Below are 14,534 nucleotides of genomic sequence, written 5' to 3'. Positions count from 1 at the left end.
CATGCCTCACGCCGAAAAATCAGACCTGGACCTCGTCGCCATTCTCATTAATAAGGCCATTGTCGTATTTCTTGCGCAATTCTGGGTCGGACAAAATCTTGAACGCATTTGAAATCACTTTGAAACGCTCAGTCGCCTCCGCCACGTTGCCCGCGTTTTTATCAGGATGGTTCTTCAACGCGGCTTTCTTGTAGGCCATTTTGACTGCGGAGAGGTCTGCCGTCATGTCCGAGAGTCCCAGGTGCTCGTACAACAGCTTGACGGGTGGCTTGGTGGGGCCGGAATCGCCCACCTTCGAGGAAGCGTCAGCGGCTGGTGTGTTGTGGGGCCGTTGCGTTGACGGCCGCTCAGCACCTGCATTGGGCTTTGCTTTCGGTGGCGGCGGTGTGCTGTTGGCCTGCGGGCGAGTGCGTGGAGGCGTTTGCGGATGTGCTTGCTGTTGGGCGCTTTCAGGTCTCCAGGATGGGCCCGGTGTGGGTCGTCGTACGCGATCGGTGTTCGACTGACGAATCTCGTTGATCAACTGGTCAGCGATGTCGTTCATCAGCTTGTTCAGCTTCAGGTTGCTGGAGAAGAACGCGTGGTGCGCCTCACAGTTATCCTTGCCCTGCGCGGGTTCAAGCTTGGCCATCGCGTCGGTCAGCTTCTTGCCCAGAGAGAACAACATCTTGCCCTGGCTGTCGCTGACGCCCAAAAAGCTCATCACGTTATGCATCGACTTGTCGCGCTCCCAGACAACGCTGGTCACGTCGAAGGCAGCTCGCGCCAGATTGAATCGGCCTCCGCCTTCGTGAGTCTCGACATTGGTCACCGGTTCCTTGCCGCGCAATGCGTCCAGGATTACCGCGAGGCCTTTCTGCTGACGCTCGTTGAGCCGGCCTTTCTGCTCCAGCAATGAGCTGTTGACCTGCAACGCCACTTTGCCAGCGATATGGCTAACGACGTTCATCGCGCGGTCTATCGTTGGCCTTGTCGAATCGCTGAGCGCTACACGCGCCAACGAAGATGCAATGCTGGTGAGGTTGATCATATGCGTCCCCGGAAACTCATTGTCGTCTTGGTGGCAAGCAACGGGATCTGGTTCCACGGGCGAGTCAATATTCGATGCAGGGCTCGGGTATAAGGCTCACGGCGTTCCGTTTCGGCCGTGCAAGCGGTAGCCGGGACGTTCGCTCAGTCGTTCGTAATAGGCCTTCACTGCCGGGAAGTCTGAATGACTTAACGGGGTTTCAAACCAGCGATTTACTGAAAGGCCCATCGGGATGTCTGCCAGCGAAAACTCGCTGCCGCTAACGTACGCCCCGGTAGCATCAAGCTGTCGATCCAGGATCGCCATGTGTCGGGTCCATTGAAGGCATCCGGCAGCCAGCGCGTCAGGGTCTTGATGGGCGACGCTGTGCCTGACCAGCGACATGAAGGCATAACCCCAGGATTTGTTGAGATCTGTGGCCTGCCAGTCGATCCATTGATCCACTCTGGCTCTGGCTATTGCGTGCGCTGGATAGAGATGCACGGCGTTGCTGCGGTTCGCCAGGTACCTGATGATCGTGTTCGACTCCCACAGAACGAAGCCATCATCCTCAATGACTGGAACCATCGCATTAGGGTTGAGTGCCATGAATTCAGGCGTGTTGGTTTCCCTGAAACCAGAGCCCCAGTCCTGCCGTTTGAACGGGATGTCCAACTCTGCACAGGTCCAGAGCACTTTGCGGACATTGATCGATGAGGCTTTGCCCAGTATCTGTAGCATTCCATCTCCTTATGGTTAGCCCGCCTTGGCCGCCATCGCAAAAATCGAATCACCCACGATTATTTGTAAAGTCATTCACGTCCATCGGTACCAATTTTTTATTAAATGAATACTCACCGCCGAGTTCATAAAATTTCGCTTTGGTGTAAACATAGATTTTCTTGCTGGTCGCGAACATAAATGTGTCGGAAGACGCCATATCAGCAAATCGCTCAGCGCCAGAGGTATGCAGAAAGACGAGATCATTGCCTACCACCCCCAGCAGGCCTTGACCCCAATTATCATACTTTAAAAAATCTTCTAACTCTCTATGCCCCGCACATTCAGAAATACCGTGTTCAGGACAATCAACAGGAATCAACGGACGAAAATCGTATAAATCAATGTCGCCAATACTCAAACCGCCGACGAACATCTCGTTGCCGCTCATAGAGACACTAAGACTGCGCCACTTTTTGTCATCGCCCAAAGGAAAAACCACCGAAAAAAGATGTGGATCTGCGCCCTTTATCTTTCGTCCCTCATAGTAAACAGAAATATCGTCTTTGGCGTAATAGGCAAGCTGATCAGTCTGCCAGTCAGCAATCCCCTGAAGGCTGCCCTCCAGCGGCTTGAAGGAAGGCGAGTAATGTGCCACCAGGTTAAGCTCGCGCGTCTCGATCGAGTTGATCTGACCTTGTTTTGATAACAGGCATGAAAACGAAAAATTACTAATCGCTCCTGAGGCATCACCGGCGCCAGTAATACAGGGTTTCTCCCTATAACGTACTTGGTTCATCCAATAGACGTCGTCATCAAGCACCACGTAATGGGCAGAAAGGGTACGAAGATCCGAAGAACACTTTCGTGTCTTCTTTTTTGAATTATCAATGGTCCCGTCTCCATTAAAGCGCCCGCTAACAACCTCCTCGCATACGACATTGATATGATCATTACCCATATCACCGGGCAGAGCTTCATATACGGCATGGCCAACAAAACCCAGCACTGCCAGCCCTCCCGCGATCATCGACAGTCTACGACCCGGTCTCACATACATCTCCTTATGTTTAGTGCTGCTGGAGGCTGACAGACGTGTTTCGCCTCATTATTCATGACAAGCATGTTATGACGAAGAGCGTTACAAAATGCGTCCCCACGCAGAGTGTGGGACGAGCGACTGCATTCAGCCCGCCTTGGCCGCCATCGCCGTTACTTCCACGCGCATACCTTCAACCGCCAGCGATGCCACGCCCACTGCTGCGCGCACTGGCCACGGTTTTTTGAAGAAGCGTTTGTACACTTCGTTGAAGGCGGCGCGATCGGCCATGTCGGTCAGGTAGATGGTCAGGTGCATGACCCGGTCCATCGAGCTGCCGGCGCGTTCGAGGGCGTCTTTCAGGGCACGCAGGGTGCATTCGCTCTGCTCGGTGATGCCGCCCAGTTCCAGGCTACCGTCGGGATGAGTAGGGATCTGGGTGCTGACCAGCACGCCGTTGAAGTCGGCGACGTCCGACGAGATGGAGTCCGCATCGGGATCGGGGGTGAAGATGATGTCTGCGTTTGCCATAAGATCTCTGCTTTGCAAAGGACGGAAAACGCCAAGCCTACGCGAGCGTCAGTTAGGGGTCGAGTCGCGGGCTATGTCGCGGAAAGTTGAAATGCGCCGCGTTGCTCTACAGAATCGCGCCCGGACCCGGCCGTGCTGCCGGACGCTTGTGCTGAAAGGGGTTGCCGTTGAACGAACAGAGATTGTCCATGCGCCTGGAGCGTGTGGCGACGCACGTACCCACCGGTGCGCGGCTGGCTGATATCGGCTCGGATCACGGTTATCTGCCGGTGGCGCTGCTGAACCGTGGTGCCATCTCGGCGGCGGTGGCTGGCGAGGTGGCGTTGACGCCGTTCCACGCAGCCGAACGTACGGTGCGCGAGAATGAACTGGAGCAACAGGTTAGCGTGCGTCTGGCCGATGGTCTGGCGGCGATTGAGGCGGAAGACGGGATAACAGCGGTCAGCATGTGCGGCATGGGTGGCGAGACGATCCGCGACATCCTTGAACGTGGCAAGGCGCGCCTGAGCGGTCAGGAACGCTTGATCCTGCAACCCAATGGCGGCGAGCAGCCGTTGCGGCTTTGGCTGATGGAGCATGACTACCGCATCGTCAGCGAAGAGGTGCTGCGGGAAAACCGTTTCGACTACGAAATCATCGTCGCCGAGCGCACCGGGCCCGTTAAATACAACGCCGAGGAGCTGTATTTCGGCCCGCTGCAGATGCAGGCGCGCAGCCCGGCATTTCTGCTCAAGTGGCAGCGTTTATTGGGCAAAAAACAGAAAACGCTGAACAACTTCGAAAGGGCACAGAAAGGCGTGAGCGAAGAAAAATGGCAGGAGGTTGCGCAGCAGATTCGCTGGATTAGCGCATTGCTGGCCTGAAAATCGAACTCGTGCACGAACTTGCTCTCAAATCCGCATGATCCACAGTTCAGGCTTTATGGCGCCTTCATCTGGTGGCGTCAAAGTTGCAATGTGACGCGGAGCGTCACGAACTGCATTCCCACGCGGAGCGTGAGGAACGAGAGGTCTCCGGGACATTACTTCTCGTGACCATGCCCGGCGCAAGGCAAATCAGCCGGGCGCGCCTTGTTTATCTCGCGCCAATGCTCTGCGTGAGGAACGAGAGGTGTTCGGGAGAACGCTTCTGGCCACCATGCTCGTCGCAATGCAATCAGCCCAGCGCGTCTTCTACATAACCATCGACGGGAGCAACACGACCATGTATTCAGACGTACTTTCCTGGGGCCACGGACCTCGTCTGTTCGAAGTCTTCCTTGAGCCAACCTGCCCCTTTTCGGTCAAGGCCTTCTTCAAGCTCGATGAGCTGCTGGCTCAGGCCGGAGAAGACAGGATCACGGTCAAAATCCGCCTGCAATCGCAGCCCTGGCACATGTTTTCGGGCGTTATCGTGCACTGCATTCTGGCGGCTGCGACGCTGGAAGGCGGAAAGGAAAGTGCCAAGGCCGTCATGACAGCGGTTGCCTCGCACCGTGAAGAGTTCGAGTTTGAACACCACGCAAGCGGCCCGAACATGGACGCGACGCCCAACGACATCATCGCGCGTATCGAGCGTTACAGCGGCCTTGCGCTGGCTGACGCATTCGCCAATCCCGAGCTTGAGCACGCTGTGAAATGGCATGCTAAATACGCCCGCCAGAACGGCATACACGTCTCGCCGACCTTCATGATCGACGGTCTTGTGCAGCCGGGCTTGAGCAGTGGCGACCCAGTATCGAAGTGGGTCACGGAGATAGGCTGAGAGGCGAGCTCAATCCAGCGCGTCGATCCGCTCATTGATCCACTCGCGGCTCCGCGCCAGAGCCTTGCGCGCCAAGGTAGTCGGGAAGTGGATGAAGCCGTGCGGCGACTCGGGCATGAGGTGCATTTCAACCTCTGCCGAGTCGGCCCAGCGCTCGGCCATTTGCAGTGTGTCATCCAGCAGAGGGTCGATCTCCCCGACGAACATCAGTGCAGGCGGCAAGTCAGTCAAGCCGCCATACAAAGGCGATAGTGGCGGCTCGCGGCGTTTATCGTCGCTTCGGTCGGGGGTAAGCAAACGCATTGCACCGACCATGCCCGGCCCGTCCAGCACCAGCGTCTCCGGCCCTGCGGTACGCACGCTCTTGGTGCCCGTCAGGTCATAGACGCCGTAGTACAGGACCGTACCCACTATCCGCTCGAGCAGATCAGGTCGGCTTTTCAATTTCAGAAGCGTGGCTGCGGCAAGATGCCCGCCAGCTGATTCGCCGACGACAATAACTGGCAGACCGGCGAACTCGTCGCACTCGTTTCCCAACAGCCAGCAGGCGGCAGAAAAGCAATCTTCCATCAGGCCTTCAATGGGGGTTGTCACCGCCAGCCGGTAATCGACAGAAACCACTGCCACATTGCAGGCGTTGACCATGCCGACGTTGAGCTCATCGTTCATCTGGGCGTTGCCAATCACCCATCCGCCACCGTGGATGTCGAACACCACGCCCTTGGGTTTGCCTTTGGGACGGATGATGCGCACGGGGACCGGTACGTTATCCGTGCTGACCGTTCTTTTTTCAATCCGCAGCCCATGCCCTCCCGGTTTGAAAGCGCTGCCAATCTGAGCCGCACGCAATAACGCCTGAATCAACCGGGGTGTAACACGATTGCGAATCTGGAAACGCGGCATTCGCGCGAGGGTTTTATTAAACCGTCGCACTTCTGACAACTCCTGCTCACTGCAAGGCCAAGGCTGTTTTTTGTCCAATTTCTGCTCTCTTGTCAGGCTGACGTGTGCGGGGGCCGACAAAGCGCTTGCCCCCACCTGTACCTGAGAGACTCTTAGTCGTAGAACGGTTCAACGGATGCCCGACTGCCCACGAAAAAACTGTCCGCGACCAGCCGCAACGGTTGCAGGTCCAGGTCACTGGCCTTGTTGCCGATCAACTGTTGGAAGTGTCGATACACCGCCGCGTACTCGCCTTCCTCCGAAACCGTCTGGCGCACGCCATCGATACTCAACAGTGCGCCGCCGTTATCCAGGCGCAAGGTGCCTTCGGCGCAACGAATCTCGATGCTCCAGAGTTCGTCATGACCGTGATCGAAGTCGAACTCGGCATGAATATCGAGGTGGCGCGTGTCGGACATCTTGATAGAAGCGGCAATTGGCGACTGGCAGTTGCTCGGCACGCGCAGTTCGGCAGATTCGACGAACAATGGAAGTGGCAGCAGGTGAGTCACTATCGACAGGGCGTTGATGCCTGGATCGAACACACCCAGGCCACCGGGCTGCCAGATCCACGCCTGCCCAGGGTGCCATTTGCGCACATCTTCCTTCCAGTCGATCTGGACACTTTGCAGAGTACGGGTGGACAACCACTCACGCGCCGCTTCGATACCCTGCGCGTAACGCGAATGCCAGGCAAACAGACCGCTGACGCCCTGCTCCGACACGTGCGCCACCAACGCCATCGCCTCACCCAGCGTCGCACATGGCGGTTTCTCGACCAGCACGTGTTTGCCTGCCGCCAACGCCTCTTGCACCAGGGCAAACCGACCTTGCGGGGGCGTACAGAACGCAATAGCGTCAACCTGCACTCCACTCTCGAGCAACTCACCCAGCGACTTGAAGTTCTCCACCCCGGCACACGGCTGCCCTTGCGTAGCGACAGCCACCAGCTCAAATGCGGGGTTGGCATGGATGGCAGGGACGTGTTGATCCTGCGCAATCTTGCCGTAGCCCACCAGACCGAGACGAATCGGTTGCATACATGACTCCTGAGTTTTTGTAATTATCGTGGGCACAGTAAACCAGATGTTAATAGTGGGCGGTAAGGGGCATCGGCGCGGGAACTGTTTTCCTCCCACGGCTGCGATTCTGCAGTTCGGTCAACTGCACTCTCGCAGAACCACGCCATCACTCAATAGTCTTAGCCTTGCAGCCATTGCCTTGTATAGTTGCCCTCTTCATCTCAGGAGCTTTCCATGCGCATTCCTTCTCGCTTGATCGGTGGCGTTCTGGTCGCCACGTTGCTGACTCAGATTTCTGCCTGCGGCAGTATTTTCTATCCTGACCGTCGCGGTCAGATTGATGGCAAGGTTGACCCGGCCATTGCGGCGCTGGATGCTTTTGCGCTGCTGTTCTATATCGTTCCCGGGGTGATTGCGTTTGCAGTGGACTTCGCGACGGGCGCGATCTATTACGCGCCCGGCGAGCATGCGCAGATCGATCCGCAGAAGCTGCAAAAGGCGATCAAGGCTGACGGCAGCGTCGACAACACCAAGCTGCAAGCCATCATTGAAACCGAGCTGGGCCGTTCCCTGCCACTGAACGACCCACGCCTGATTCAGCACAAAGGCAGCGTGGAACAACTGGCAGCCTTGGGCCTGGTCCCGGCAGCCTGATATCGATACGGTTCAAGGAAGCGTCATGAGCACCACTGCCGAACATTCCCGACTGCTGCGCCTGGCGACGCGGGCCTCGCTGGCGGTTGCCGTGACGCTGATCCTGGCCAAGGGCGTTGCCTGGTGGCTCAGTGGTTCAGTGAGCCTGTTGGCCGGCCTTACCGATTCGCTGCTTGATGGCGCGGCCTCGTTCCTCAATCTGCTGGCGGTGCATTACGCGTTGCGCCCAGCCGATGAGGATCATCGCTATGGTCATGGCAAGGCGGAAGCGCTGTCGGGTATGGCGCAAGCGCTGTTCATCACCGTCAGTGGCGTGCTGATCGCTGTTCAGGCGGTCGAACGCATCCAGAACCCGGAGCCGCTGGGCGCGCCGCTGTTGGGCATGGTGGTGATGGTGATTTCCATCGCACTGACGCTTGCACTGCTCACCTTGCAATACCGGGTGATCAAGGCGACAGGCTCGGCGGCTATCCGTGCCGACTCACTGCACTACCGTTCCGACTTGCTGCTGAACGCCAGTATTCTGGTGGCGCTGACCCTTGCGTATTTCGGCTGGCAACAGCTGGATGCGTATTTTGGTCTGGGCATCGCGCTGTACATCTTGTGGAGCGCTTTGCAGATCGCCCGCGAAACAGTATCGGTGTTGATGGATGAAGAATTGCCCGCCGATGTCAGCACGCGCATGCTGGCGCTGGCGTGCGACGTGCCGGGCGTGCTTGGGGCGCATGATCTGCGTACACGGATTTCCGGCAATCACTGGTTTGTGCAGCTACATCTGGAGTTGCCGGGCACACTGACCCTGTCGGTCGCCCATGCGCTCTGCGACAAGGTCGCCGACGCTATTCACGAGCAATTCCCGAAGGCCGAAGTGCTGGTGCACGCCGACCCTCAGGAAGTCGTCAAGCAGGCCAATACCTGATCAGCGTCAATTGGCGCTGACGTTGTAGCCACGCCCTGCCAGACAGTCGCCCATCGAGCGACGATAGGCATCCACCAAGTCCGGCGGCGGCTGGCCGCTGACATTGGCCGGGTCGAAGCCGCTCTGCTGCGCAGCCTGCAAGTAGCACTGATAGTGATCAAGCTCGACCTGTTGCGGGCTCTGGCCATTGGCAGGGTAGGCAACCGGGTCGTAGCCATTGACCTGCTGTCCAGCAGGGGCCTGATACACCGCCTCGTTCTGCGGCGGGTTGACCACTACGTAGTCCTGACTGTCAGGCTGGTAGGCATAATAAGTACCGGCTGCCAGAAACAGCAGACTGCTGCCGATCCACACTTCCTGCGAGTAGGACGGTAGTCTGCTGACACGTACCCCGTAAGGCGGTGTCACCACGACATAACGCGGGCCTTGCGGGCGATACCAGTAACCACCCGAGTAGTAATAGTCCTGACCACGATAGGGAATACGCGAGTAGCCACCCGGTACGCGATCTATCGCATAGCCAGGCCGATATTGCGGGCCTGGCCCCCAGCCATTGCCACGCCCGTCGGGACGCCCTTCCCAACGGTCATTGGGGCGACCGTTACCGGCCTGCCAGTTGCGGTTGTTGCCGCGCGGGATGTCCTGATAGTAGCCCTGACGCGGCTGCTGGGTTTGCCACACCTCTCCAGGACCACCCTGGATCGGCAGGTTGTTCTGGCTTTGGCGCAACTGCTGGCGCTGCTGGTTTTGCTGCTGCTGAATCTGACGCTGCTGATCACGTTGTTGCTGGTCGATCTGCTGTTGCTGCTGGCGCTCGACATTGCGTTGCTGGATCTGCTGTTGCTGGATCTGCTGCTGTTGCTGGCGCTCAACCTGACGCTGCTGGTTCTGCTGTTCCTGAATCTGGCGTTGCTGATTGATCTGCTGCTGGTTGATCTGTTGTTGCTGCTGACGCTCGACCTGGCGCTGCTGATTCTGCTGCTGTTGGATCTGACGCTGCTGATTATTCTGTTCCTGGAAGCGCTGCTGTTGTTGCTGACGCTGCTGCCCGTTTTCGCCAGAGCTGTTGTACAACTGATTGCGCGGCGAATCATCACGTTCGTCGGCCAATGCCTGAGCGCTGATGCTCAGACACAACAGACTTACACCCGCAAACTGCCAGATGCCAGATTTCATGCTTTCCTCACTAGAGCGCGGTTTGACGTCATTAAGACTGTTTAAGCGTAGCGCCGTTCTGCGCACTTTATCAGCAGACAAAGAAAAGGGGACCAAATGGCCCCCTTGAGATACTTCGCCCTGGCGCAACGCTTTTGACGTTGGCTCACCTCATGCCGTCTTCTGGACAGTATGTAGCCCGGGGGCCTGGCACACCCTGTTGGGTGGGAGGCCGCGACTGGCCTGATTCGGCGAGTCGCGCTGGACGCTGTGTCCGGGCAGTGATTCTGGTTAAAAGAATAGGCCTGAGGCTAAGGCAGAGGATTGCTAATATTGCGGATTAAAACATTACTTGCGCAATTTTTGACTTCAGATGAATAATCCAGCGCAATTGAATTGATAAAGGGGTGCATCGTGAGCAAGCTCGACAGATACGACCTGAGCATTTTGGCTGAATTGCAACGTGACGCACGCATATCCAACCAGGAATTGGCCGAACGCATCGGTCTGTCACCCTCACCCTGCTCGCGCCGGGTCAAGCAACTGGAGGACGACGGTTACATCGTGCGCCAGGTGGCCCTGCTGGATCGCAAGAAACTTGGCCTGAACCTCACCGCCTACGTGCTGATCGGCATGGACCGGCATACGCCCGAGCGATTCGAGAATTTCGAGCAGCAAATCCGTAACCTGCCTCAGGTTCTGGAATGCAGCCTGGTGACCGGCATGGACGCAGACTACCAACTGAAAGTGGTAGTGCCGGACATGGATCACTACCAGAAACTGCTACTGGGCCATCTGACGCGGATCGAGGGCGTGACCAGCGTCAAGTCCAGCTTTGTGCTCAATCAGGTACTGGCCAGCACCGAAATGCCGCTGACCCACTTGCGAAACTGAGCCCGCTCGACCTCACAGCTTTGCGGCGACTTCCCGGTATTGGCCCTGATCCAGGCCATCCAGCGTCCAGTCGCCAATTCTGACCCGCACCAGCCGCAGGGTCGGCAACCCGACGGCAGCAGTCATGCGCCGCACCTGCCGATTACGCCCTTCCTTGATCACCAGTTCCAGCCAGCTGGTCGGCACGCTCTTGCGAAAGCGCACAGGCGGGTTGCGCGGCCACAGTTGCGGTTCATCGAGCTGCCGCGCCTCGGCGGGCAAGGTCGGGCCGTCGTTGAGCTGGACACCGTCGCGCAACTGCTGCAACTGCTCATCGGTCGGCTCACCCTCGACCTGCACCCAGTAGGTCTTGGCCAGTTTGTGTTTCGGGTCGGCGATGCGCGCCTGCAACTGGCCGTCGTTGGTCAGCAGCAACAAGCCTTCACTGTCGCGATCCAGTCGTCCGGCCGGATAAATGCCGGGGATCTTGATGAAGTCCTTGAGCGTGGCGCGCCCTCCTTCGTCACTGAATTGAGTCAGCACATCGAATGGCTTGTTGAAGAGGAACAGCTTCGGCTCGGCCGGTGGCGCTTTGGCGACACGCCGGGCAGCGCCTGCCGGGTTGGAGGCAGGACGGCGGGAAACGGGGCGTTGGGTGCGGGACATGGGAATTAGGCAATCAAAAAACAGAAAGGGCCACTTTAGTGGCCCTTTGTGCAAATACCAATCTATTAACGGAATGCTATTAACGGAATGGCGGCTCGTCGAAGCTGCGCAGTTTGCGCGAGTGCAGCGAGTTCAGCTCGGTGCGCAGCAGGTCCAGCGCGGCGATACCGATCTTCAGGTGCTGGCTGACCGCACGTTCGTAGAACGCATTGGCCGAACCCGGCAGCTTGATTTCACTGTGCAACGGCTTGTCGGATACGCACAGCAACGTGCCGTAAGGCACACGCAAGCGATACCCTTGAGCGGCGATGGTGCCACTTTCCATGTCGACCGCCACGGCACGCGACAGGTTGATCAATGGACGTTCCTGAGCCCAGCGCAGCTCCCAGTTACGGTCGTCATAGGTCAACACCGTGCCGGTGCGCAGGCGCTTCTTGAGCTCTTCGCCGCGTTCGCCGGTGATCTGCGCCGCCGATTCCTGTAAAGCCAATTGCACTTCGGCGAGCGCCGGAATCGGGATATGCGGCGGCAACACGCGGTCGAGAATACCGTCGCGACGCATATAGGCGTGGGCCAGTACGTAATCGCCGATGGTCTGCGACTGACGCAGGCCGCCGCAGTGACCAATCATCAGCCAGCAATGCGGACGCAGGACTGCCAGGTGATCAGTGATGTTCTTGGCGTTGGACGGGCCGACGCCGATGTTGACCAGGGTCACGCCATGGCCGTCTTCGGCGATCAGGTGGTACGCAGGCATCTGATAGCGGTGCCAGACCACGCTGGCGACGATGGCCTGGGCTTCATCCAGGCTCATGCTCTTGTCGACCACCACATTGCCCGGTAGAACCATACGCACGAAACGCGGGTCTTCGCGGAGTTTTTCCAGCCCGTGCAGGATGAACTGGTCGACATAGCGGTGGTAGTTGGTCAGCAGAATCCACGGCTGCACATGACGCCAGTCGCTGCCGGTGTAATGCACCAGACGGCGTAGCGAGAAATCCACCCGCGCGGCATCGAACAGCGCCAGTGGCAGCGGGTCGACATTGGCCCAGTCATAAAGGCCGTCGGCAATACCATCGGTGGCAGCCGACAGGTCGGTGCTGGGGAATACCCGCGCCAGCGCCGCTGCGGTAACGCCAGTGCCGGCCAGCTCATCGCCCTGCTCGACCACGTAAGGATAAGGAATGCTCTGCTCGCTCATGCCGACTTCGACCGTCACGGTGAAATCTTTCATCAGCGGGACAAGTTGTTCGAGCAGGTACTTCTTGAAGGCCTTGGGCTGCGTGACGGTAACGCTGTAAGTGCCCGGCAGCTGCACCTTGGCGTAGGCACGAGTGGTTACCGGCACTTCGCCCTTGCATTGGTAGACCAGGCGCAGTTCCGGGTAGCTGAATTGCGCTCGCTCCTCGGCAGTGGGCTCGACGCGGTCTTTCAAATAGCGCTTGAGCGCCTGGCTCAGCGCGCTGGTCGCGCGCTCATGCAGCTCGGCGAGCCGCTCTACGGCCTGCTCGGCGGTGTCGACAACAACAAAGGCTTGGGTCACGATTCATGTCCTGTCTGATCTTGCAGACGTGCATCGTAACGGGTTCGCGTGCTCATGCCACCTGTGGCGAGGACCTGAGCAGCAATGTTTCGACATCGACACCACGCGGCAATGTGCCATACACCCGCCCGCCAGAGGCTATCCGCCCCGCGATAAAGCCATCGCTGACAGCGGCATTGCCCGCTTCCAGCAATAGCTTGCCCTGCAAGGCGACGGCAATGTCCTCGGTCAGTTGGCGGGCGCGGTACTGAATATCGCTCGTGTCCTGAAACGCACCTTTCAATGCAGCTATATGCGCCGCCAGATGCCGATCGCCGTGCCCGTCGCCCAGTTCGTCGAACAGCGCATCGAGCGCGCCTGGTTCTTTGGACAGGGTTCGCAGCACATCCAGGCATTGCACATTGCCCGAGCCTTCCCACGTGGAGTTGACCGGGGCTTCGCGGTAAAGCCGGGGCAGAATGCTGTCCTCGACATAACCGGCACCGCCCAGGCATTCGGCGGCTTCGTTGATCATGGCCGGAGCCCGCTTGCAGATCCAGTATTTACCCACCGCCGTGACCAGACGGACAAAGCGTTTTTCGTGATCATCATCGAGATGATCCAGCGCACGGCCCATGCGCAGGGTCAGGGCCAGCGCGGCCTCGCTTTCCAGCGCCAGGTCCGCCAGAACGTTCTGCATCAACGGTTGCTCGGCGAGCACCCTGCCACTGACCGCACGATGCGCGCAATGATGCGTGGCCTGCGTCAGCGCCTGACGCATCAAGGCGCTGGAGCCAATCATGCAGTCGAAACGGGTCATGGCGACCATTTCAATGATGGTCGGTACGCCGCGCCCTTCCTCACCGATCATCCACGCCAGCGCGCCGCGAAACTCGACTTCGCTCGATGCGTTGGACCAGTTGCCGAGCTTGTTTTTCAGGCGCTGGATATAGAACTCGTTGCGGGTGTCGTCCGGTCGGTGGCGCGGCAGTAGAAAACAGCTGAGGCCCTTATCGGTCTGCGCCAGGGTCAGAAACGCGTCGCACATCGGTGCCGAGCAGAACCACTTGTGTCCGACCAGCTCATAAGCCTGGCCGGGGCCACCTGCGCCTACCGGGAACGCGCGCGTGGTGTTGGCGCGCACGTCGGTGCCGCCCTGTTTTTCGGTCATGGCCATGCCGATGGTTGCGCCACGCTTGTGCGCAATGCCCACGTTACGTGGGTCGTACTCAGTCGACAGCACCTTGGGCAGCCACATTTCAGCCAGATCCGGTTGCAGCCTGAGCGCAGGAACACTGGCGAACGTCATGGTCAGCGGGCAGCCGCTGCCCGGTTCTGCCTGCGTATGCAGATAGCTCATGGCAGCGCGCGCCACATGAGCACCGGGTTGCGGATCGGTCCATGGCAACGACGGGATGCCATGCTCGATGGCCGTGCTCATCAACTGGTGGTACGCCGGGTGAAATTCGATCAGATCGATGCGGTGCCCGTAACGGTCATGGCTGGCGAATGCAGGCTTGTTCTGATTGGCCAGAAAGCCCGCCTCCATCAGCGGGCCGCCTGCAAGGGCACCGTAAGCGTCTATGCGCGGTTGCGCCCAGCCTGCACCGAAGCGGCTGCTCCACTCCTGAAGCGGCACGTCGATACGGTAGAGGTTCGCCCCGTCCAGCGGTGGCGGTTGATTGGTGACTTCGTGGGTTTCGGCGAATTGATTCAGGTTCATGAGTCATCTCCTGCCT

Annotated in this window: 16 protein-coding genes; 6 read left to right on the top strand and 10 right to left on the bottom strand. The window is 58.6% G+C overall.

Annotation, left to right across the window (positions count from 1 at the left end; translation table 11 throughout):
* Positions 1–19: 19 nt before the first annotated feature.
* From RYB66_RS11415 to RYB66_RS11400, 4 genes are all read right to left on the bottom strand, one after another.
* Positions 20–1,030 (bottom strand): J domain-containing protein, encoded by a 1,011-nt coding sequence (locus tag RYB66_RS11415; RefSeq protein ID WP_316894400.1) that lies wholly within the window; start codon positions 1,028–1,030, stop codon positions 20–22.
* Between the two features lie 96 nt (positions 1,031–1,126).
* A complete protein-coding gene (locus RYB66_RS11410; protein ID WP_117140616.1) occupies positions 1,127–1,750 on the bottom strand; it encodes a glutathione S-transferase family protein in 624 nt (207 codons plus the stop codon).
* Between the two features lie 49 nt (positions 1,751–1,799).
* The gene (locus RYB66_RS11405) at positions 1,800–2,789 is read right to left on the bottom strand and encodes a DKNYY domain-containing protein (RefSeq protein ID WP_081023490.1); all 990 of its coding nucleotides are present in this window, start codon (positions 2,787–2,789) and stop codon (positions 1,800–1,802) included.
* 126 nt (positions 2,790–2,915) lie between these two features.
* Positions 2,916–3,299 (bottom strand): RidA family protein, encoded by a 384-nt coding sequence (locus tag RYB66_RS11400; RefSeq protein WP_002555295.1) that lies wholly within the window; start codon positions 3,297–3,299, stop codon positions 2,916–2,918.
* 167 nt (positions 3,300–3,466) lie between these two features.
* Here RYB66_RS11400 and RYB66_RS11395 point away from each other — a divergent pair, with 167 nt between their 5' ends.
* Both RYB66_RS11395 and RYB66_RS11390 read left to right on the top strand, forming a co-directional pair.
* Positions 3,467–4,162, top strand: coding sequence for a tRNA (adenine(22)-N(1))-methyltransferase (locus RYB66_RS11395; protein ID WP_005745412.1), 696 nt, complete (start codon positions 3,467–3,469; stop codon positions 4,160–4,162).
* A gap of 340 nt (positions 4,163–4,502) precedes the next feature.
* Complete coding sequence (locus tag RYB66_RS11390; RefSeq protein WP_016981865.1) at positions 4,503–5,042, top strand: DsbA family protein; 540 nt, start codon at positions 4,503–4,505, stop codon at positions 5,040–5,042.
* A gap of 9 nt (positions 5,043–5,051) precedes the next feature.
* Here the strand turns inward: RYB66_RS11390 and RYB66_RS11385 are convergent, their stop codons facing one another.
* Together RYB66_RS11385 and RYB66_RS11380 are read right to left on the bottom strand one after the other, a co-directional pair.
* Positions 5,052–6,023, bottom strand: a complete 972-nt coding sequence (locus tag RYB66_RS11385) for an alpha/beta hydrolase (protein ID WP_029240985.1) — start codon at positions 6,021–6,023, stop codon at positions 5,052–5,054.
* 74 nt (positions 6,024–6,097) lie between these two features.
* Positions 6,098–7,024, bottom strand: a complete 927-nt coding sequence (locus RYB66_RS11380; RefSeq protein ID WP_016981867.1) for a Gfo/Idh/MocA family protein — start codon at positions 7,022–7,024, stop codon at positions 6,098–6,100.
* Positions 7,025–7,240: 216 nt separating this feature from the next.
* On the opposite strand from RYB66_RS11380, the gene RYB66_RS11375 reads away from it, so the two are divergent.
* Both RYB66_RS11375 and RYB66_RS11370 read left to right on the top strand, forming a co-directional pair.
* Positions 7,241–7,660: a hypothetical protein gene (locus RYB66_RS11375; protein ID WP_002555302.1), complete on the top strand. Its 420-nt coding sequence runs from the start codon at positions 7,241–7,243 to the stop codon at positions 7,658–7,660.
* Positions 7,661–7,685: 25 nt separating this feature from the next.
* Positions 7,686–8,579 (top strand): cation diffusion facilitator family transporter, encoded by an 894-nt coding sequence (locus RYB66_RS11370; protein ID WP_004655604.1) that lies wholly within the window; start codon positions 7,686–7,688, stop codon positions 8,577–8,579.
* 6 nt (positions 8,580–8,585) lie between these two features.
* Here RYB66_RS11370 and RYB66_RS11365 read toward each other — a convergent pair whose 3' ends face one another.
* Positions 8,586–9,260 (bottom strand): DUF6515 family protein, encoded by a 675-nt coding sequence (locus tag RYB66_RS11365; protein WP_316894523.1) that lies wholly within the window; start codon positions 9,258–9,260, stop codon positions 8,586–8,588.
* 39 nt (positions 9,261–9,299) lie between these two features.
* On the opposite strand from RYB66_RS11365, the gene RYB66_RS11360 reads away from it, so the two are divergent.
* Positions 9,300–9,800: a hypothetical protein gene (locus RYB66_RS11360; protein ID WP_316894397.1), complete on the top strand. Its 501-nt coding sequence runs from the start codon at positions 9,300–9,302 to the stop codon at positions 9,798–9,800.
* A gap of 348 nt (positions 9,801–10,148) precedes the next feature.
* A complete protein-coding gene (locus RYB66_RS11355) occupies positions 10,149–10,628 on the top strand; it encodes an Lrp/AsnC family transcriptional regulator (protein WP_002555305.1) in 480 nt (159 codons plus the stop codon).
* Positions 10,629–10,640: 12 nt separating this feature from the next.
* On the opposite strand, the gene RYB66_RS11350 is transcribed toward RYB66_RS11355, so the two are convergent.
* From RYB66_RS11350 to RYB66_RS11340, 3 genes are all read right to left on the bottom strand, one after another.
* On the bottom strand, positions 10,641–11,273 hold the full coding sequence (locus RYB66_RS11350) for a pseudouridine synthase (protein ID WP_005732205.1): 633 nt from the start codon (positions 11,271–11,273) through the stop codon (positions 10,641–10,643).
* A 79-nt stretch (positions 11,274–11,352) separates the two neighbouring features.
* Entirely contained in the window at positions 11,353–12,816 is a 1,464-nt protein-coding gene (amn, locus tag RYB66_RS11345) for an AMP nucleosidase (RefSeq protein WP_002555307.1), read from the bottom strand.
* Between the two features lie 52 nt (positions 12,817–12,868).
* Positions 12,869–14,518: an acyl-CoA dehydrogenase family protein gene (locus RYB66_RS11340; protein WP_005745401.1), complete on the bottom strand. Its 1,650-nt coding sequence runs from the start codon at positions 14,516–14,518 to the stop codon at positions 12,869–12,871.
* Between the last annotated feature and the right edge of the window lie 16 nt (positions 14,519–14,534).

It is taken from the genome of Pseudomonas syringae group sp. 243L2, assembly GCF_032587875.1.
Taxonomy (GTDB): domain Bacteria; phylum Pseudomonadota; class Gammaproteobacteria; order Pseudomonadales; family Pseudomonadaceae; genus Aquipseudomonas; species Aquipseudomonas amygdali.
Note: the sequence above shows the minus strand (reverse complement) of the source record. Positions and strands in the feature narration are given on the sequence as shown.

What these genes read in the sequence shown, in the direction of transcription:
- RYB66_RS11390 (WP_016981865.1), top strand. Translation starts at nt 4,503, where the DNA reads ATGTATTCAGACGTACTTTCCTGGGGCCACGGACCTCGTCTGTTCGAA.
- RYB66_RS11340 (WP_005745401.1), bottom strand. Translation starts at nt 14,518, where the DNA reads ATGAACCTGAATCAATTCGCCGAAACCCACGAAGTCACCAATCAACCG.
- RYB66_RS11410 (WP_117140616.1), bottom strand. Translation starts at nt 1,750, where the DNA reads ATGCTACAGATACTGGGCAAAGCCTCATCGATCAATGTCCGCAAAGTG.
- RYB66_RS11375 (WP_002555302.1), top strand. Translation starts at nt 7,241, where the DNA reads ATGCGCATTCCTTCTCGCTTGATCGGTGGCGTTCTGGTCGCCACGTTG.
- RYB66_RS11370 (WP_004655604.1), top strand. Translation starts at nt 7,686, where the DNA reads ATGAGCACCACTGCCGAACATTCCCGACTGCTGCGCCTGGCGACGCGG.
- RYB66_RS11405 (WP_081023490.1), bottom strand. Translation starts at nt 2,789, where the DNA reads ATGTATGTGAGACCGGGTCGTAGACTGTCGATGATCGCGGGAGGGCTG.
- RYB66_RS11350 (WP_005732205.1), bottom strand. Translation starts at nt 11,273, where the DNA reads ATGTCCCGCACCCAACGCCCCGTTTCCCGCCGTCCTGCCTCCAACCCG.
- RYB66_RS11400 (WP_002555295.1), bottom strand. Translation starts at nt 3,299, where the DNA reads ATGGCAAACGCAGACATCATCTTCACCCCCGATCCCGATGCGGACTCC.
- RYB66_RS11415 (WP_316894400.1), bottom strand. Translation starts at nt 1,030, where the DNA reads ATGATCAACCTCACCAGCATTGCATCTTCGTTGGCGCGTGTAGCGCTC.
- RYB66_RS11380 (WP_016981867.1), bottom strand. Translation starts at nt 7,024, where the DNA reads ATGCAACCGATTCGTCTCGGTCTGGTGGGCTACGGCAAGATTGCGCAG.